This window comes from Luteibacter sp. 9133 (assembly GCF_000800155.1).
GTDB lineage: Bacteria > Pseudomonadota > Gammaproteobacteria > Xanthomonadales > Rhodanobacteraceae > Luteibacter > Luteibacter mycovicinus.
Window position 1 is genome coordinate 1,269,619 of the sequence record NZ_JUHO01000001.1, and the last position, 18,682, is coordinate 1,288,300.

Annotated in this window: 13 protein-coding genes and 2 tRNA genes; 11 read left to right on the plus strand and 4 right to left on the minus strand. The window is 65.0% G+C overall.

Annotation, left to right across the window (positions count from 1 at the left end):
- Positions 1 to 11: 11 nt before the first annotated feature.
- From FA87_RS19755 to FA87_RS05465, 3 genes are all read right to left on the minus strand, one after another.
- On the minus strand, positions 12 to 344 hold the full coding sequence (locus tag FA87_RS19755) for a hypothetical protein (protein WP_052191160.1): 333 nt from the start codon (positions 342 to 344) through the stop codon (positions 12 to 14).
- Between the two features lie 125 nt (positions 345 to 469).
- Positions 470 to 546 (minus strand) — tRNA-Asn (locus FA87_RS05460).
- Between the two features lie 47 nt (positions 547 to 593).
- Positions 594 to 1,127 (minus strand): GspH/FimT family pseudopilin, encoded by a 534-nt coding sequence (locus FA87_RS05465; RefSeq protein ID WP_081996471.1) that lies wholly within the window; start codon positions 1,125 to 1,127, stop codon positions 594 to 596.
- Positions 1,128 to 1,259: 132 nt separating this feature from the next.
- Between FA87_RS05465 and uvrB the strand changes: the two genes are divergently transcribed.
- From uvrB to recD, 6 genes are all read left to right on the plus strand, one after another.
- Entirely contained in the window at positions 1,260 to 3,284 is a 2,025-nt protein-coding gene (gene uvrB / locus FA87_RS05470) for an excinuclease ABC subunit UvrB (RefSeq protein WP_036114946.1), read from the plus strand.
- A gap of 82 nt (positions 3,285 to 3,366) precedes the next feature.
- A tRNA-Val gene (locus tag FA87_RS05475) sits at positions 3,367 to 3,441 on the plus strand.
- A gap of 235 nt (positions 3,442 to 3,676) precedes the next feature.
- On the plus strand, positions 3,677 to 4,096 hold the full coding sequence (locus FA87_RS05480) for a CopD family protein (protein ID WP_036114943.1): 420 nt from the start codon (positions 3,677 to 3,679) through the stop codon (positions 4,094 to 4,096).
- Between the two features lie 37 nt (positions 4,097 to 4,133).
- Positions 4,134 to 7,559 carry an exodeoxyribonuclease V subunit gamma gene (gene recC / locus FA87_RS05485; RefSeq protein ID WP_239708991.1) on the plus strand — a complete coding sequence of 1,142 codons (3,426 nt, stop codon included), beginning with the start codon at positions 4,134 to 4,136 and terminating at the stop codon, positions 7,557 to 7,559.
- Positions 7,556 to 11,215, plus strand: coding sequence for an exodeoxyribonuclease V subunit beta (recB, locus tag FA87_RS05490; protein ID WP_239708992.1), 3,660 nt, complete (start codon positions 7,556 to 7,558; stop codon positions 11,213 to 11,215). The genes recC and recB overlap by 4 nt, the downstream gene beginning before the upstream one ends.
- Positions 11,212 to 13,104 carry an exodeoxyribonuclease V subunit alpha gene (recD, locus tag FA87_RS05495; protein ID WP_036114938.1) on the plus strand — a complete coding sequence of 631 codons (1,893 nt, stop codon included), beginning with the start codon at positions 11,212 to 11,214 and terminating at the stop codon, positions 13,102 to 13,104. The genes recB and recD overlap by 4 nt, the downstream gene beginning before the upstream one ends.
- Here the strand turns inward: recD and FA87_RS05500 are convergent, their stop codons facing one another.
- Positions 13,105 to 14,115, minus strand: a complete 1,011-nt coding sequence (locus tag FA87_RS05500; protein WP_043697456.1) for an NAD-dependent epimerase — start codon at positions 14,113 to 14,115, stop codon at positions 13,105 to 13,107. It abuts the gene before it with no gap.
- 231 nt (positions 14,116 to 14,346) lie between these two features.
- Here FA87_RS05500 and thrS point away from each other — a divergent pair, with 231 nt between their 5' ends.
- The 5 genes from thrS (at position 14,347) to pheS (ending at position 18,660) form a co-directional block, all read left to right on the plus strand.
- Complete coding sequence (gene thrS / locus FA87_RS05505; RefSeq protein WP_036114935.1) at positions 14,347 to 16,248, plus strand: threonine--tRNA ligase; 1,902 nt, start codon at positions 14,347 to 14,349, stop codon at positions 16,246 to 16,248.
- A gap of 43 nt (positions 16,249 to 16,291) precedes the next feature.
- Positions 16,292 to 16,819: a translation initiation factor IF-3 gene (gene infC, locus FA87_RS05510; RefSeq protein ID WP_303048752.1), complete on the plus strand. Its 528-nt coding sequence runs from the start codon at positions 16,292 to 16,294 to the stop codon at positions 16,817 to 16,819.
- 166 nt (positions 16,820 to 16,985) lie between these two features.
- Positions 16,986 to 17,183: a 50S ribosomal protein L35 gene (rpmI, locus tag FA87_RS05515; RefSeq protein ID WP_036114929.1), complete on the plus strand. Its 198-nt coding sequence runs from the start codon at positions 16,986 to 16,988 to the stop codon at positions 17,181 to 17,183.
- A gap of 14 nt (positions 17,184 to 17,197) precedes the next feature.
- Positions 17,198 to 17,557, plus strand: a complete 360-nt coding sequence (rplT, locus tag FA87_RS05520) for a 50S ribosomal protein L20 (RefSeq protein ID WP_036114926.1) — start codon at positions 17,198 to 17,200, stop codon at positions 17,555 to 17,557.
- 110 nt (positions 17,558 to 17,667) lie between these two features.
- Positions 17,668 to 18,660: a phenylalanine--tRNA ligase subunit alpha gene (gene pheS, locus FA87_RS05525; RefSeq protein ID WP_043692939.1), complete on the plus strand. Its 993-nt coding sequence runs from the start codon at positions 17,668 to 17,670 to the stop codon at positions 18,658 to 18,660.
- The last annotated feature ends 22 nt before the right edge of the window (positions 18,661 to 18,682 follow it).

An 18,682-nucleotide genomic window follows, 5' to 3' on the forward strand; every position in this document is an offset into this window, starting at 1 on the left:
CGCGCCGACGCTTAAGAGACGTTCCGAACCATCGCGGCGACCGGTGGCGTATCTCCGAATGTGACGTGGATGGAGCCGGATGCTGCTTTGTAGAGCCCGAACAGCATGGCCAGAAGTCCGGCGCCACCCAAAATCAGCGATTTCCACGTTTTCAGATCGTCAACGTCTTTTTTCGTCGCCGCTGCCAGATCTTTCAGGTATCTGAGCTCGGTCTCGATGCGCGGAATCGCATCCTTGATCTGGAGCAGGATGGACGTTGCGGTGTTGTCGGTCAGGAATGGACCTCGGGAGGTGGTCGACTCGCCATTCGCGGCTGCATTCCGGTCGTTGGCAAAGGTGTCCATGTCCGCGCGCTCTCCTTGTGTGTGTGCGAGACCCGACTATAGGTGCGCAGCTTTCGCTTGTCCGTAGGCGAACATCGTGCCGACAAAAGAAAAGGGCCTGCATCGCTGCAGACCCTTTCAAAACCTGGCGCCCGAAGTTGGACTCGAACCAACGACCCCCTGATTAACAGTCAAGTGCTCTAACCGGCTGAGCTATTCGGGCGGGGAGCCACGTATTTTGTTGATAACGGTGGGGGCTGTCAAGCGTCTCTAAGCATTTCGTGAAGGACGGCGGGAGCAGGCGGTGGCATCGTCCGACGGAGCGGTGTCGCGCCGGACGCGACCCGCATTGGATATGACGATGCTGAGCGCTGTCTGCGGCTTGCCGCGCAGGCAGAGGGTGATCCGCTGGTTGCCGCCGCCAGCGCTTCCATCCGGCTGAAAGTCGATCACGGGCGGCTTGCCGTGTCGGGCGGATGCGATGCGCGCTGGGACAACGTCGGACGCGTCGAAAAGAGCGAGGACATCCCGGTCGCGTGAAATCCAGCCATGATTCCAGCCCGAAGCGGACGAACAGGTCCGCCCATCCGCACTGGCGCACACACGGGTGGAATGTCCGCGGCGGATGGCGGTGGCCCTGGCCCGCTCCAGAGAACCGAAAAGGGCATCCCCGGTCGCCCTGAGCTGATATCGCCCGATGGCCTCCCCGGCACCGCATATCGCGGCCACGGCAAGCACGGCGGTCACGGCCAGGACGGTCATCAGTTCCGGCAGGGTGAAACCCTTTGGGGGCCAGGGAGGCATGGCGGCTCGCGTCCGGGAGGGGGGCGCCTGATCGTGACTGCTGACACCTGCTGTCAGCTGTAGGGGGAAGACGTCACGTCGTGTAGGCGCTGGAGCTTTAAACTCGACCTCCGAACCAGCATATCGTCAGCCATGACCGATCGCTTTCAGCTCGTTTCCCCGTACAAGCCCTCCGGCGACCAGCCCGAGGCCATTCGTCGCCTGACCGAGGGTTTCGAGTCCGGCCTGGCCGCGCAGACCCTGCTCGGCGTGACGGGCTCAGGCAAGACCTACACGATCGCCAACGTGGTCGAGCAGATTCAGAAGCCGACCATCGTGCTGGCGCCGAACAAGACGCTGGCGGCGCAGCTGTACGGTGAGTTCAAGGAGTTCTTCCCGCATAACGCCGTGGAGTATTTCGTCAGCTACTACGACTACTACCAGCCGGAAGCCTACGTGGTTGCCTCGGACACCTTCATCGAGAAGGACTCGAGCATCAATGACCACATCGAGCAGATGCGGCTGGCCGCGACGAAGGCGCTGCTTTCACGCCGCGATTCACTGATCGTGGCGACGGTGTCGGCGATCTACGGTCTGGGTGACCCCGAGGACTACATGAGCCTCCGGTTGATCCTGTCGCGTGGTGAGCATATCGCCCAGCGTGCGCTCATCAAGCAGCTGACCGAGCTGCAGTACGTGCGCAATGAAATGGAGTTGCGGCGCGGTACGTATCGCGTGCGGGGCGAGGTGATCGATGTGTTTCCGGCGGAATCGGAAGCGGAGGCACTGCGCATCGAGCTGTTCGATGGCGACGTGGAGAACCTCTCGCTTTTCGACCCTCTGACGGGTGAAGTGCTGCGCAAGGTGCCTCGCTACACCGTCTATCCGAAGACGCATTACGCCAGCACCCGCCAGAGCGTGCTCAACGCGATGGAGACGATCAAGATCGAGCTGTCGGAACGTCTGGAGCAGTTGTATCGGGACAACAAGCTCGTCGAGGCGCAGCGGCTGGAGCAGCGCACGCGGTTCGACCTCGAAATGATGGCGGAGGTCGGGTTCTGTCAGGGCATCGAGAACTATTCCAGGCATATGACGCGTCGGGGTGCCGGCGAGCCGCCGCCGACCCTGTTCGATTACCTGCCGCCGGACGCGCTGATGGTCGTGGACGAGTCGCACGTCACCGTGCCGCAGCTGGGCGCCATGTACAAGGGCGACCGCTCGCGGAAGGAAACCCTTGTGGAATTCGGCTTCCGTCTGCCGTCGGCGATGGACAACCGTCCGCTGCGTTTCGAGGAGTGGGAGCGCAGGGCGCCGCGTGCGATCTACGTATCGGCGACACCCGCGAAGTACGAGCTCGATCGCTCCGACGACAACATCGTCGAGCTGGTCGTCCGTCCGACGGGCCTGATCGATCCCGAGGTCGAGGTGCGTCCGGTTCGCACCCAGGTCGACGATCTGCTTGGTGAGATTCACAAGCGCGTGGCGATGGGCGACCGGGTGCTGGTGACCACCCTGACCAAGCGCATGGCGGAAAACCTGACCGACTACCTGTCCGAGCACGACGTGCGCGTGCGCTATCTGCATGCCGATATCGATACGGTCGAGCGCACGGAGATCATCCGTGACCTGCGTCTGGGTGAGTTCGATGTGCTGGTAGGCATCAACCTGCTTCGTGAGGGCCTCGACATGCCCGAGGTCTCGCTGGTGGCGATTCTGGATGCGGACAAGGAGGGTTTCCTGCGCTCGAACCGTTCGCTGATTCAGACCATCGGCCGGGCAGCCCGTAACGTGCGTGGCAAGGCCATCCTTTATGGCGACACCATCACGGGGTCGATGAAGGAAGCGATGGAGGAAACGGCCCGCCGCCGGGAAAAGCAGATCGAGTACAACACGGCCAATGGCATTACCCCGACGACAGTCGTCCGCCGCATCGCGGACATCATGGAGGGGGCTCGCTCCGATCTGGGCTCGCGAGGCGGTAAGGGGCGCAAGGGCAAGGAAGCGAAGAAGGTCGCCGAGGAACAGGCCGACTACAGTTCGCTGACGCCGGAGCAGGTGGGCTCCACGATCAAGAAGCTGGAGACCCGCATGTACAAGCACGCCCAGAACCTCGAGTTCGAGGAGGCGGGTAAGCTCCGCGATGAGATCCACAAGCTGCGTGAGCGCGCCCTGCGCTGAGCCGCCGGAAAGGTTCGGGTGAAATATTTCACCCGAACCTCTTGCAGACGCGTGCGGGCGTCGGTAAACTGCGCAGCTCTTCGGGCGGTTAGCTCAGCGGTAGAGCACTACCTTGACATGGTAGGGGTCACAAGTTCGATCCTTGTACCGCCCACCACTTTCTTTTGTGGAAGTGGCACGAAGAAGCTGAAAAAAGGAGCCTGAGGCTCTTTTTTTTGTGCCTGTTTTCCGGATCCTCGCGATCGCGTGCGACGCCTGCGGCACTTCCCGGCGCGGCCCGTCGGTTCCAGGGCTTATGGGCATAAGTGTCGTGGCATCGATGCGTCCTCACGCCGCCGGTCGGCGCGACGGAGAGTCGCTACACTCACACTATTTCCAGTGGAGCGGCATCCGTGGGCTACCTGCTGATCAAATCCCTGCACATCGTCTTCGTCATCGCCTGGATGGCGACGGTGTTCTACCTGCCCCGAATCCTGATCAACATCGTCGAGGCGGGCAACGAGCCGGCTGTAAAAGCGCGGCTCGAGCTGATGGGTCGGCGGCTCTATAAGTTCGGCCACGGCATGTTTGGCATGGCCGTTCTCTTCGGGCTCGTGCTGTGGTTCTATTTTCATATCTACGGCGCCTGGCTGCACGCCAAGCTCGCGCTGGTCGCCGTCATGCTGGCGTATTACATCTGGTCGGGGCGTCTCCTGAAGCGGAGCATGGCGGGCGGGGCGTTGCCGCCGTCCAGAACGCTGCGCATCTTCAACGAACTGCCTGTGCTCGTCCTGCTCGGCATCGTCTACCTCGTGGTCGGGAAACCGTTCTGAGCTTTCGTGCCGCCCCCTTGTTCACCGGAGTCCGACCTTGAGCGCAGGGAACGACGTCGCCCCGGGCCTCATGGTCCTGCATGGCAACCGACTGGAAGAGCTGCGTGACGTTCTGGTCGCGTGGCTTCGCCGTGCACCGTTGCGACCACTGGAAGACGAGTGGGTCCTCGTCCAGTCCAACGGTATCGCGCAGTGGTTCCGTCTGGCGCTGGCGCGCGCGGTCGAAGACGGCGGCCTCGGAATCGCCGCCGCCGTCAACGTGCAGTTGCCGGGTCGTTTCCTATGGGTGGCGTATCGCGCCGTGCTCGGCAAGGACGCGGTACCGCCCGAATCGCCGTTCGACAAGTCGCGGCTCGTCTGGCGACTGATGCGGCTGCTGCCGTCGCTGGCGGGCGAGGACGGGTTCGCGCCCCTGGCCGCATTCCTTGGTTCGGATGGCGACGCGCGCAAATGCCACCAGCTCGCCGAGCGACTCGCCGATCTCTATGACGGCTATCAGGTGTATCGCGCCGACTGGCTCGACGACTGGGCCGCTGGACGCGATGTGCTGCGTGACGCGCGTGGCGCGGCGCCGGCAATGGCCGAGGGCGATCGGTGGCAGGCCCTGCTCTGGCGTCGCCTGCTCGACGATGTAGGGCCCGGGGAGGCCGACGGTCATCGCGCCGCGGTGCATGAGCGATTCCTGCGCGCCGTGGCCGCCGCGAGCGAGAGGCCTTCGGCGCTTCCGCGGCGCATCGTCGTATTCGGCATGTCCACGCTGCCGCGACAGACGCTCGAAGCGCTTTCCGCATTGGCGCGTTGGTCGCAGGTCGTTCTCGTGGTCATGAACCCCTGTCGGCACTACTGGGCCGATATCGTCGACGACCGCGAGCTCCTTCGCGCCGAGCGTCGCCGGCAGGAAGCGAAGCCGGGCATGCCGGCTCTGCCGTCCGACGCCGACATGCATCTCTATGCCAATCCGCTGCTGGCGGCCTGGGGCAAGCAGGGCCGGGATTACATTCGTCTCCTTGATGAATTCGATCATCCCGAAAGTTACCGTGAGCGCTTCACGGCATGGGATCAGCGGATCGACCTGTTCGCCGAGCCTGCCTCCGACACCTTGCTCGGCCAGGTGCAGGCAGCGATTCTCGACCTCGAGCCGCTACCGGCCGAACCGCGGCCCGTCGCGACGGACGACACGTCCATCGTTTTCCATCTCGCTCACGGTCCCCAGCGCGAAGTGGAGATCCTTCACGATCAGCTGCTCGCGCGTTTCGAGGCGTCGGCGGACCGGGGCGATCCCATTCTGCCCCGCGACGTCATCGTGATGGTGCCCGACATCGAAACCTATGGCCCGCATATCGATGCGGTCTTCGGGCGCGTGCCTCGCGACGATCCGCGCTTCATACCCTTCAGCGTCGCCGATCGGGCGGCGCGCGGCACCGTTCCCCTCGTGATGGCGCTCGACATGCTCATGGGCATGACCGAGTCGCGCTTCGCGGCAGGGGAGATGGCCGACCTGCTCGACGTTCCGTCGGTGCGTCGCCGTTTCGGATTGAAGGAAGACCACCTGCCGTTGCTTCACCGCTGGATCGAGGGCGCGGGGATTCGCTGGGGACTGGACGCCGCCCAGCGTGGTTCACTGGGTTTGCCGGCGCTCGGGCAGAACACGTGGACGTTCGGGCTGCGTCGCATGCTCCTGGGCTACGCGGTCGGTGCCGGCGAGGCATGGGGCGACATCGAGCCGTTCGACGAGGTGGGCGGTCTCGATGCGGCGCTCGTGGGCCCGCTTGCCGACCTGCTCGACGCGCTCGGCCGTCACTGGCGTCACATGGCGGATCCCGCACCGCCGACGGTGTGGGCCACACGCCTGCGCCAGCTTCTGGACGACTTCTTCGACCGGTCCGATGCCGACGATGCGAAACTTGTCGAGCGCCTGCTCGACGCCCTGGACGTATGGGAGGGTGCCTGCGCCGAAGCCGCTTTCGACGAGGCGCTCCCGGTGGACGTCGTTCGCGAGGCCTGGCTCGGGCAATTCGACGATGCCGGCCTGTCGAAGCGATTCCTCGCTGGCGCGGTGAGCTTCGGCACCCTGATGCCGATGCGCGCCATTCCGTTTCGCGTGGTCTGTCTGCTCGGCATGAACGACGGCGACTACCCGCGCGCGCGGCCGCCGATGGACTTCGACCTGATGTCGCGCGCCGGCGCCTGGCGCCCCGGCGACCGGTCGCGGCGCGAGGACGATCGTTACCTGTTTCTCGAAGCGTTGCTTTCGGCACGCGATGCGTTGCACATCGGTTGGGTGGCGCGCAGCGCCCGCGACAACAGCGAGCGCGCGCCCTCGGTGCTGGTGGGCCAGCTGCGCGACTACCTGGCCACGGCCTGGCGCGCGTCGTCCGTCGGGGAGACCCTGCTGAACCGGCTTTCCGTCGAGCACCCGCTGCAGCCGTTCAGTCGCGCCTACTTTCGCGAGGGCGATGCGCGGTTGTTCACCTACGCCAGCGAATGGCGTCAGGCGCACGATGCGGCGCCGCATGCGGACCATGTCGAACTTCCCGCTCTGGCGGTCGAGCGTCCGGTCGGCCTGGCGGTGCTTCGCCGGTTTCTTCGTCATCCCGTCAGAGAGTTTTTCCAGGCAAGGCTCGGCGTGCGGTTCGAACTGGCGGACGTCGCGGGCGATGACCTGGAGCCGTTTGCGGTCGATGCGCTCGGTCGCTTCGGCATGACCGATACGTTGTTGCGTGCAGCCCTCCACGACGAGCGTGACGCCACGGGTGCGATCGATGCCGCCGCGTCGCGTCTTCAACGCAGCGGCCTGTTGCCGATGGGCGCTTTTGCCGCGCCCGTGCGCAGGGATCTGACGGCGGCGGCTTCCGCGGTCTTCGGCAGGTTCGTCACCGAGCGCCGCGCATGGCCGGTCGATGCCGGTAAACGCGAGATTCGTGTCGAAGTGGATGGCGTGGTCATCGAGGACTGGCTCGCCGATCTGCGCGCGAACGAGCAGGGCGACCTCGCGTCGTTTCTCCTGTCGCCGTCGAACGTGCTGGATCTGGACGGCAGCCCGCGTGCGCATCGGCTGGTCATGCCCTGGATCGATCACCTCGTGGCGCAGGCAGCGGGTCTGGCCGTCGAGACGCGGTATGTCGGACCGGACGCGACGATCGTCCTCGCTCCCGTCCCGCTCGATCCTGCCACCGCGATGCTGCACACCCTGGTGAACGCCTGGCGCGAAGGCATGCGCACGCCCTTGCCGGTCGCCGCGCGCACGGCGATCGCGGCGCTTTCCGCGCCGGAGGACGGTGCCCTGCAGGCGGCACGAACCGCCTATGACGGCGTACACGATCGCGCGCGCGGCGAAGTCGACGGCGACCCCTATCTGACACGTGCCTGGCCGAACTTCGATGCCCTGGCGCAGGCGGGCTTCTCTGGCTGGTTGCAGCCCTACCGCGATCTTCTCGGTCTGTTGCGGGTGGATCGGTCGTGAGCATCGATATTCAGCCCCTGCGGCCCCTCTCGATGCCCCTGGACGGGGTACGCCTGATCGAGGCGAGCGCCGGCACCGGCAAGACCTGGACGATCGCTGCGCTTTACGTGCGCGCGGTGCTCGGTCACGGACTGGCGCAGCCTTTGCTTCCACCACAGATTCTGGTCGTCACGTTTACCGAGGCCGCGACGCAGGAACTGCGTGAGCGTATCCGGGCGCGTCTCGTCGAGGCCGCGGCCGCGTTCCGCACGGGACACGCGGCGGAGCCTTTTCTCGGCGAATTGCTGGAGGCGTACGCGCCGGATCTGCACGGCGCCTGCGCGCGTCGGCTCGACCTCGCGGCCCAGTGGATGGACGAGGCGGCGATCTTCACCATCCACGGCTGGAGCCAGCGCATGCTGGTGCAGCACGCGTTCGGCAGCGGTCACGCCTTCGCGCAGACGCTCGAGCCTGACGAAAGCGAGCTGCTCGCCGAGTGCGTTCGCGATTACTGGCGCAAGGCGTTCTATCCTCTCGACGAGGCCCGGCTCGCGCCGATTCTGGAAGAGTGGCGTACCCCCGATGCGCTCGCCCGTGCGCTGCGACCGCTGTTGTTCGGTGGCGAGGCGACCTTGCGCGTCAATGGTGAGGTGCTCGCGCCTGGTGGCGATACCGATGCCGCGCTGGCCGAGCGCGCGGCGTGGGACGAGGAAGACCGGCGTCGGAACGAGGAGGCCGCGCGCAGCTGGCTGGCGGATCGCGAACGCATCGAATCCATCATCGTCGATGCCGTGCGCGACAAGATTCTGCATAACGGCTGGTACAAGCCCGACCGCATGCCTGCCGACCTCGCCGCCATGCGGCGCTGGGCCGAAGGCGCGGAGCGGGCCGACTTCGATATCGCCCGTTATTCGGTAACGCGCCTGGGCCGCGCCACCGGCAAGGGCAAGAGCCGGCCGGAACACCCGGCTTTCGCGGCGCTGGAGCACTGGCAGGAGTGGCAGGCCGGCAAGGTCAGCATCAGACACCTCGTACTGGCGGATGCCCTCGTCTGGGTGCGCGAGCGCTTCGCCGCGCAGAAGCGCCGTCGCGCGCAGATCGGATTCGACGACCTGCTGCTGCGCCTCGATCAGGCACTCGCATCGGACGTCGGCGCCGGTGTCGCCGACACCATCGCCCGCCAGTTTCCCCTGGCGCTGATCGACGAGTTTCAGGATACCGACCCGCTGCAATACCGGATATTCCGCGGCATTTACGCTGTCCGGGAAGAGACGGGGCTGCTGCTCATCGGCGATCCCAAGCAGGCGATCTACGCATTCCGCGGCGCCGACATCCAGACGTATCTCGCCGCGCGTGCGGAGGCGGTCGCGCCACACTACAGCCTGGATACGAACCACCGTTCCAGCGAGGGCATGGTGGCGGCGGTCAACGCCGTGTTCGGCCACGCGGAAGCGCACGCGACGGGCGCCTTCCACTTTGCCGACCGGGGTCTGCCCTTTGTGCCGGTGCGGGCGCGTGGCCGTGCGGAGCGCTTCGTCGTCGACGGTGCGACACCCGCCGCACTCCAGGTCTGGCTGCTCGACGACGAACAACCGGTAGGCGTCCGGATCTATCGCGAGCAGATGGCTGGTGCGTGCGCTACCCGTATCGTCGATCTGCTGACGGCCGCAGAGCGCGGCGACTGCGGGTTCGTCGGTGGCGAGGGTGTGCTCACGCCCTTGAAGCCGGCCGATATCGCCGTCCTCGTGCGCAGTCACAACGAAGCGGCCGAGATCCGCGATGCGCTGTCCGCGCGTAATGTGCGCAGCGTGTTCCTTTCCGATCGCGATTCCGTGCTCGAAGGCATCGAAGCCCACGACGTGGTGCTCTGGTTGCGGGCTGTGGCGGAGCCGTCATCGGACACGGCCATGCGCGCCGCGCTGGCCACGCGCAGCCTCGACCTGGGCTATGGCGAACTGGAACGGCTCAACGTCGACGAGCGGCACTGGGAGCATCGCGGCCAGCAACTGTTCGAGTTGCGGGAGACGTGGCGACGTGGCGGCGTGCTTGCCATGCTGCACCGGTTCCTGCACGTCTTCGACCTGCCGGCACGACTGCTTTCAAAACGGGGCGGCGAGCGAAGTCTGACCAATCTGCTCCACCTGGCGGAGTTGCTCCAGCAGGCGTCGTCGACCATCGACGGCGAGCAGGCACTGATTCGCCACCTGGCCGAACGTATCGCCGATACCTCGACGCATTCCGGGGACGATCAGATCGTCCGGCTGGAAAGCGACGACGATCTGGTCAAGGTCGTCACCATTCACAAGTCGAAAGGTCTCGAGTACCCCCTGGTATTCCTGCCGTTCGCCTCCGCCGCCGCGGGCGTCCGGGCCGGGCAGGGCTACCGCTATCACGACGGCACCGGCGCGCAGCTCGAGTTGCTGTCGGCCAGTCAGGAAGGGGCCGGTGATTCCGTGCGTGATGCGAAGGACGCCGCCGAGCGCGCCGCGCTGCAGGAAGACCTTCGCCTGCTCTACGTCGCACTGACGCGTGCCCGCCATGCCTGCTGGGTCGGCGTCGCGCCGGTCAGTCATCAGGCGGCGAAAAAACCCCAGCTGCACAAGGCGGCGCTGGGGCACCTCCTGACGGGCGGCGCTGAAATCGACAACGGCGCCATCGAGGGGCTGTTGCGCCGCCTTGCCGACGGCAAGCCCTTCATCAACGTCGATTATATGCCCGCGCCCGAGGACCGTCCTTACACACCGCCCTCGCGGATCGAGCGTCCCCTGCCTGCACGGACGGCGCGCGCCTCGCGCGCGGAGCGCTGGTGGATCGCAAGCTACAGCGCGCTGCGACACGCGGAAGATGAGATCGTCGCTCCGGAAACGGCCACCGACGACGTCATCGTCGAATACACGGCCGAGCCGATGGCGGTGCCCGCCCCAGTCGCGGGCGGGGGCATCCACGGGTTCGAGCGCGGCGCGGAAGCCGGTACCTTTCTCCACGACCTGCTCGAATGGATCGCTGAAGAAGGATTCGCCACGATTGCCGCCGATCCCGCGCGCCTGCGCGACATGGTCGCGCGTCGTTGCGAGCGGCGTGGCTGGTTGCATGCCATCGACCTTCTGACCGACTGGTTGCTCGTGTTGCTGGCCACGCCGCTTGCGCTGCCGGACGGGGGTTCACTGACGCTGGGTGCGCTTGACGACCCCGCCCGTTATCGCGCGGAACTCGAGTTCCTGTTCGAGGCGAAGGGTGTCGATACCCTCGCACTGGACCGTATCGTCCGGACGCATACGTTGGAAGGCGCGGCCCGTCCCGCGCTCGCCGCCGACCGCGTCAATGGCATGCTCAAGGGCTTTATCGATCTCATCGTCGAACACGAGGGGCGCTGGTACGTCGCGGATTACAAGTCCAACTGGCTGGGGCCGGATGAATCGTCATACACGCCCGAGGCGATGCGTCGCTCCATCCTCGACGCGCGCTACGAACTGCAATACGCGCTCTATCTCCTTGCCCTGCATCGCCAGCTGCGTGCGCGCCTCGGCGACGTCTACGACTACGACACCCACATCGGCGGAGCGGTCTACCTGTACCTGCGGGGCGTGGATGGCCGAGGTCACGGTGTGCACGCCGAACGGCCGCCGCGGGCCATGATCGACGCGCTGGATGCGCTTTTCGAAGGAGGCGTCGCATGACGACCGAGGTCAGTCTGGTCGACGCCATCGGCTGGCTCGACACCGGGGTGGCGGAAGGCCGCCTCCGGGCGGTCGACCGTGCTTTCGCCCGTTTTCTCCTCACGCTGGACCCGGAGGGTGACCGCCGGGTTCTCCTGGCGGCTGCGCTGCTGAGTCGCGAGCTCGGCGACGGACATATCTGCGTCGACGTACGTGACTGGGCGGAAGACGGCGACGCGCTGGCAGGCGTCGACGCCGCGCTCGCCATGTCGCCGCTGGTGGCGGGGCCCGAAGGCGATCCGGCCGCACCGCTGGTGCTCGATGGACACCTGCTCTACCTGCGCCGTTTCTGGCGTGACGAAGCGCGGGTGGCCGAATCGATCATGAGTCGTCTGACGCGTGTGGCGGTCCCGGACGATCTGGCCGGGGAACTCGACCGGCTGTTCCCCGCCGGTGACGACGGTCCCGACTGGCAGAAAATCGCGTGTGCCATCGCGGCGCGCGCCGCATTTGCCGTCATCACGGGTGGGCCGGGCACCGGCAAGACCACGACGGTCATCCGCTTGCTCGGGCTGCTCCAGACGATCGCGCATCGCGCCGGTCAGCCGCGCCTGCGTATTCGTCTGGCGGCGCCGACAGGCAAGGCGGCGGCGCGACTGAACGCGTCCATTGCCCTGCAGATCGAGCAGTTGCGGGTCGATGAGGCGGTGAAGCAGGCGATCCCCGCGGAAGTGACGACCTTGCATCGTCTGCTGGGCAGTCGTCCGGACAGTCGGCGGTTCCGCCACGACGCCGATAATCCGCTTCACCTCGATGTGCTCGTCATCGACGAGGCATCGATGATCGACCTCGAAATGATGGCGGCAACGCTCGATGCCTTGCCTCCGCAGGCGCGCCTCATTCTTCTGGGCGACAAGGATCAGCTCTCGTCGGTGGAGGCGGGCGCCGTCCTCGGCGACCTCTGCGCACGCGCCGATCGCGGGCACTACGACGAGCGTACGCGCGAGTGGTTGAGCGAGGTGGCCGGTGTGGACGTCACCGCCTGGACCGTCGAAGACGACGCCCGGCCGCTCGACCAGCAGGTCACCATGCTTCGTCGCAGTCGCCGCTTTGGTGCCGACAGTGGCATCGGCGCACTGGCGCTCGGGATAAATCGGGGTGAGATGGCCGGCGCGATGGCCAGTTTTTCCGCCGCGTCGGGTGATGTCGCGATGCTTCCGCCATCGACGTCCGCCATCGCCAGCCTGGCCATCGAGGGGCGCGGGCAGGCACCGGGATACCGGCATTATCTGGACTGGATCGAAAAGCGACGGCCTGCGCTCGATGCGGCGTTCGGTGATTTCGAGGCGTGGGGCGCCGGGGCACTCGCGGCGTACGCGCGCTTTCAGCTGCTGTGCGCTACCCGCCATGGCGACACCGGCGTCGACGCACAAAACGAACGTATCGCCAGAGGACTACTCGAGCGTGGCCTGATCGATGCCGTCACGGGCTGGTACGAAGGCCGTCCCGTCATGGTGACGCGCAACGACTACGCGCTGGGCCTCATGAACGGCGACGTGGGTGTGACGCTCTGGGTGCCGGACGGGCAGGGCGCCATGGCGTTGCGCGTGGCGTTCTCCGTCGCGGACGAGCAGGCGGGCGAGCGCATCCGTTTCGTGGTTCCGAGCCGCCTCTCCGCCGTCGATACGGTATTCGCCATGACCGTGCACAAATCGCAGGGCTCGGAATTCGAGCACACCGCGCTCGCTTTGCCGCCCGAACCGTCTCCCGTCCTCACGCGCGAACTCGTCTACACCGGTGTGACGCGGGCGCGGAAGGCATTCACCCTGCTGGCATCGGCCGACATCCTCGGTTATGCCATCGCTCGCAAGACCCGCCGCGCCTCCGGGCTGTTGCGTCGTCTTATCTGATCATCCGACCTTGTAAAAGTCCTTGTACCACTCGGCGAACTTCCGCAGCCCTTCGTCGATCGACGTCGATGGTGCGTAACCCACATCCCGGCGAATCGCCGATACGTCGGCCCAGGTATCCGGTACATCGCCCGGCTGCATCGGCAACAGTCGCTTCTCCACCGTCCGCCCGAGGTGCTTCTCCAGCAGGCCGATGAAATCGAGCAGCTGCACGGGCTCATCGTTGCCCAGGTTGTAGACGCGATACGGAGCCGCCGAACTTCCCGCATGCGGATCCACGGGGTCGTAGGTGGGGTCAGGCTGCGCCGGATGGTCCAGCGTACGGATCAACCCCTCGACGATATCGTCGATGTAAGTGAAATCGCGGCTGTGATTTCCGTGATTGAACACGTCGATCGCCTCGCCGCGCACGATGCGGTTGGCGAAGAGGATCGGCGACATATCCGGACGACCCCATGGGCCATACACGGTGAAGAAGCGCAGGCCCGTCGTGGGCAATCCGAAGAGATGGCTATAGGTATGCGCCATCAGCTCGTTGGATTTTTTGGTGGCGGCGTAAAGGCTGACCGGATGGTCCACGGCATCCTCGACGGCGAACGGCATCTTCCGGTTCGCGCCGTACACCGAACTGGACGAGGCATAGACCAGATGCCCCACGGCGTGGCGACGGCAGGCCTCGAGGATGTTGACGAAGCCGACCAGGTTGCTCTGCGCGTAAGCATGCGGGTGGGTCAGCGAATAACGCACGCCGGCCTGCGCGGCCAGGTTGACCACGCGCTCGGGCTGGATCTCCGCGAAAGCCTTATCCACGGCCGCCTGCCCGGCGAGGTCGGCGCGGACATGAGTGTAATTCGGGTGATCCACGAAACGGGCGACGCGTGCCTCTTTCAGGCCCGGGTCGTAGTAATCGTTGTGATTGTCGAATCCCAGCACGGTATCGCCGCGCGCAAGGAGGCGCTCGGCGAGGGCCGAGCCGACGAAGCCGGCGGTGCCGGTGACCAGGATGCGCATGGGGATGTCCTGCCAGTGGAGCGAGTCGCCCATTGTAGCGGACGCCCGGATTGACACGGCAGCGCCCCTGATCTAGCTTTTACGGGTATCCAACCGACGAGGTGGCCCGCGGCAACGCTGGCCGAGTGTGCGACATGCGGACTACGCGCTCTTCAATCTGACCCCCCGCCACGTCTTCGTCATTGTCGAAGGGCGCATGGCGCCCTTTTTGTTTGTCCGGAATTCGCATTCATGATCCAGATCACGCTACCCGACGGCAGCCAGCGCCCGTTCGATCACCCCGTATCCGTGCAGGACGTCGCCGCCTCGATCGGTGCCGGCCTCGCCAAGGCGACCCTCGCGGGCAAGGTCGACGGCAAGCTGGTCGATGCCAGCTTCACGATCGATCACGACGCCGCCCTCGAGATCGTCACCGAAAAGAGCCCCGAGGCGCTGGATATCCTGCGTCACTCCACGGCCCACCTTCTGGGTCAGGCCGTGCAGCGGCTGTTCCCCGGCGCGCAGGTCACGATCGGCCCGGTCATCGACAACGGTTTCTTCTACGATTTCGCCTACGAGCGCCCGTTTACGCCGGACGACCTGGAGACCATCCAGGCCGAGATGGAAAAGATCGTCAAGGAACAGATTCCGGTCACGCGCTCGGTCAAGAGCCGCGACGAGGCGATCACCTTCTTCCGCGGTCTGGGTGAAGAGTACAAAGCCCAGATCATCGAGAGCATCCCGGCGAACGAAGAGCTTTCGCTCTACACGCAGGGTGAGTTCACCGATCTCTGCCGCGGGCCGCACGTGTCCAACACCGGCAAGCTCCGCGCGTTCAAGCTGATGAAGGTCGCCGGCGCCTACTGGCGCGGCGATTCCAACAACGAGATGCTGACGCGCATCTACGGTACGTCGTGGTTGAACGACAAGGACCTCAAGGCCTACCTGCTGCAACTGGAGGAAGCCGAAAAACGCGACCATCGCCGCATCGGCAAGCAGCTCGACCTCTTCCACATGCAGGAAGAAGCGCCGGGCATGATCTTCTGGCACCCGAAGGGGTGGGCGATCTGGCAGGCCGTCGAGCAGTACGTCCGCGGCGTTTACAAGAAGAGCGGTTACCAGGAGGTCCGTGGTCCGCAGATCATGGACGTCAGCCTGTGGAAGAAGTCCGGTCACTGGGACAACTATCAGGAAAACATGTTCTTCACCGAGTCGGAGAAGCGCACGTACGCCCTGAAGCCCATGAACTGCCCGGGCCACATCCAGATCTTCAACACCAACCTGCACAGCTACCGCGACCTGCCGATCCGCTACGGCGAGTTCGGCGGCTGTCACCGCAATGAGCCCTCGGGCGCGCTGCACGGCATCATGCGCGTGCGTGCCTTCACGCAGGACGACGGCCACATCTTCTGCACCCCGGCGCAGATCGAGGGCGAAGTCGCGGCCTTCCACGCCCAGGCCATGAAGGTCTACGAGGACTTCGGGTTCAGCGACATCGCCATGAAGATCGCCCTGCGTCCCGACAAGCGCATCGGTGCCGACGAGGTCTGGGACAAGGCCGAGCACGCCCTGCGGGCGGCCCTGCAGGCGGCTGGCGTCGAGTGGGAGGAACTGCCGGGTGAGGGCGCCTTCTACGGTCCCAAGATCGAGTACCACATGAAGGACTCCATCGGCCGCGCCTGGCAGGTGGGCACGATGCAGGTCGATTTCATGATGCCCGAGCGTCTGGGCGCCGAGTACGTGGACGAGAACAGCCAGCGCCAGCACCCGGTCATGCTGCACCGGGCCATTGTCGGCTCGATGGAGCGATTCATCGGCATCCTGATCGAGCACCACGCGGGCTTGCTTCCCACCTGGCTCGCCCCCATTCAGGCAGTTGCGTTCAGCATTACGGACGCTCAGGCCGATTACGTGCAGGACGTGGCCCAAGCCCTTGTCGGACAAGGGTTCAGGGTAAACTCCGATTTGCGCAACGAAAAAGTCGGATATAAAATCCGCGAGCACACGTTGCAGAAGGTGCCTTATCTGATCGTGGTCGGTGATCGCGAGAAAGAAACGGGTACCATCTCCGTACGTACCCGCGGCGGCGAGGACCTCGGCAGCATGACCGTGGCCCAGTTCGTCGAACGTTTGGAAGCCGAGACCCGCCGCTGAGCGGGGGTCCGGTATTTGGATCATTCTTCTGGAGGATAGCGGTATCGCTACGACCGATAACAAGGGCAATCGCAAGAACAGAGACATCCGTGTCCCGCAGGTCCGCGTGCTTGGCGCGGAAGGCGAGCAGCTCGGAATCATGCGGACTGATGACGCCATCAAGGCCGCTGAAGAGCTGGGCATGGATCTCGTCGAAATCCAGCCGAACGGCGATCCGCCGGTCTGCAAGATCATGGATTACGGCAAGTTCAAGTTCGAAGCCCAGAAGAAGGCCTCGGCTGCCAAGAAGAAGCAGAAGCAGGTAGAGATCAAGGAAGTGAAGTTCCGTCCCGTCACCGACGAGGGCGACTATCAGATCAAGCTGCGCAAGATGCGCGAATTCCTGGAAGAAGGCGACAAGGTCAAGGTCACGATCCGCTTCCGCGGTCGTGAAATGTCCCATCAGGACCTCGGTCAGAATCTGGCCCGCCGGGTCCAGACGGACATCGGCGAAGACGGTGTGGTGGAGTCCTTCCCCCGCCTCGAAGGCCGCCAGATGGTCATGATGATCGGACCGAAGAAAAAGATCTGATCGAACGAGAAGGGCGCTCCGGCGCCCTTTTTCGTTTGAATTCATGTATGATCGCCGGCTCGGCCCGTATGGATGGGCCGAATCACCGTACCCGGCAGGAAGGAAAGTGCTTGTCCCGCAAGGGCTTGCCGCCGGATCAGTCAGTCACCGAATACGGAGCATTCCGATGCCCAAGATCAAGACCAACCGGGCGGCAGCGAAGCGTTTTCGCAAGACCGCATCCGGCAAGTTCAAAGCCGGTCACGCCTTCAAGTCGCATATCCTGACGAAGAAGTCGACCAAGCGTAAGCGCGGCCTGCGCGCTCCCAACCACGTCAAAGCGTGCGACACCAAGGGTGTAGCTCGCATGTTGCCGTATCTCTAAGGGAGGGTTGAACCATGGCTCGTGTTAAGCGTGGCGTTACCGCCCGTCGTCGTCACAAGAAAATCCTCGGCCGTGCAAAGGGTTATTACAACGCCCGTCGCAAGGTCTTCCGCGTAGCCAACCAGGCCGTCATCAAGGCTGGTCAGTACGCCTACATCGGCCGCAAGCAGCGTAAGCGTCAGTTCCGCGCGCTGTGGATCGTGCGTATCAACGCCGCCGCCCGTCAGTTCGGTCTGTCCTACAGCCGCCTGATCAACGGCCTGGCCAAGGCTGAGATCGCCGTCGACCGTAAGGTCCTCGCCGACCTCGCCGTGCACGACATCAAGGCGTTTGGCGCGATCGCAGAGAAGGCCAAGGCCAGTCTGGCTGCGTAATCCGCTTTAAACGCGCGGTAGTCTTATCGCGCGAAGATGGATGACGTGGGGAGAAGGCCTTGCCTTCTCCCCACACTTTTTTGTGTGCCTCGAAAAAGTCAGGAAAACCGATGGAATCGATCGAGCATATCGACGCCTCCCTGCGCGACATCGAGTCGGCGGCCTCCCTCGAGGCGCTGGATGCCGTGCGTGTCTCCCTGCTGGGAAAGAACGGTGCGGTGACCGCCGCGCTGAAAGCCCTGGGTCAGTTGTCGGGTGACGAACGCAAGGCGCGTGGCGCCGAAGTCAACCGGGTCAAGGAGCGTCTCACGGACGCCATTGCCGCGCGCAAGCAGGCTCTGGAACAGGCCGAACTGGATCGCCGCCTCGCTTCCGAGCGAATCGACGTCAGCCTCCCGGGGCGCGACGGCGAGTACGGTGGCATCCACCCGATCACCCGCGCGCTCGAGCGCATCGCCGATATCTTCGGTCGTCTCGGTTACCAGCGTGCCGACGGTCCCGAGATCGAGGACGACTGGCATAACTTCGAGGCGCTGAACTTCCCGCCGCATCATCCCGCGCGCGCGATGCACGACACCTTCTATTTCGGCGACGGTCGCCTGCTGCGTACGCATACCTCGCCGGTGCAGATCCGTTCGATGCAGGGGCGCCAGCCGCCGATCCGCATCATCGCCCCGGGCAAGGTCTATCGCAGCGATTCCGACCAGACCCATTCGCCGATGTTCCACCAGATCGAAGGTCTGCTGGTCGACGAGACCTCCAGCTTCGCCGACCTGAAGGGCACCCTGGCTGAATTCATTCGCGCGTTCTTCGAGCGCGATTTCGAGATGCGCTTCCGTCCGAGCTACTTCCCCTTCACCGAGCCCTCGGCCGAAGTGGACATCCGCTGGGACGCCGAAGACGGCTCCACGCGCTGGCTCGAAGTGCTGGGTTGCGGCATGGTCCACCCGACCGTGCTGAAGAACTGCGGCATCGATCCGGAGCGCTACACGGGTTTCGCCTTCGGTCTCGGCGTCGAGCGTTTCGCGATGCTGCGTTACGGCGTGGGCGATCTGCGCGCGTTCTTCGAGAACGACCTGCGCTTCCTCCGTCAGTTCGCCTGATAGCCCTCCGGATTAGAGAGTC

What these genes read in the sequence shown, in the direction of transcription:
- FA87_RS19755 (WP_052191160.1), bottom strand. Translation starts at nt 344, where the DNA reads ATGGACACCTTTGCCAACGACCGGAATGCAGCCGCGAATGGCGAGTCG.
- FA87_RS05465 (WP_081996471.1), bottom strand. Translation starts at nt 1,127, where the DNA reads ATGCCTCCCTGGCCCCCAAAGGGTTTCACCCTGCCGGAACTGATGACC.
- uvrB (WP_036114946.1), top strand. Translation starts at nt 1,260, where the DNA reads ATGACCGATCGCTTTCAGCTCGTTTCCCCGTACAAGCCCTCCGGCGAC.
- recD (WP_036114938.1), top strand. Translation starts at nt 11,212, where the DNA reads ATGACGACCGAGGTCAGTCTGGTCGACGCCATCGGCTGGCTCGACACC.
- FA87_RS05500 (WP_043697456.1), bottom strand. Translation starts at nt 14,115, where the DNA reads ATGCGCATCCTGGTCACCGGCACCGCCGGCTTCGTCGGCTCGGCCCTC.
- thrS (WP_036114935.1), top strand. Translation starts at nt 14,347, where the DNA reads ATGATCCAGATCACGCTACCCGACGGCAGCCAGCGCCCGTTCGATCAC.
- rpmI (WP_036114929.1), top strand. Translation starts at nt 16,986, where the DNA reads ATGCCCAAGATCAAGACCAACCGGGCGGCAGCGAAGCGTTTTCGCAAG.
- rplT (WP_036114926.1), top strand. Translation starts at nt 17,198, where the DNA reads ATGGCTCGTGTTAAGCGTGGCGTTACCGCCCGTCGTCGTCACAAGAAA.
- pheS (WP_043692939.1), top strand. Translation starts at nt 17,668, where the DNA reads ATGGAATCGATCGAGCATATCGACGCCTCCCTGCGCGACATCGAGTCG.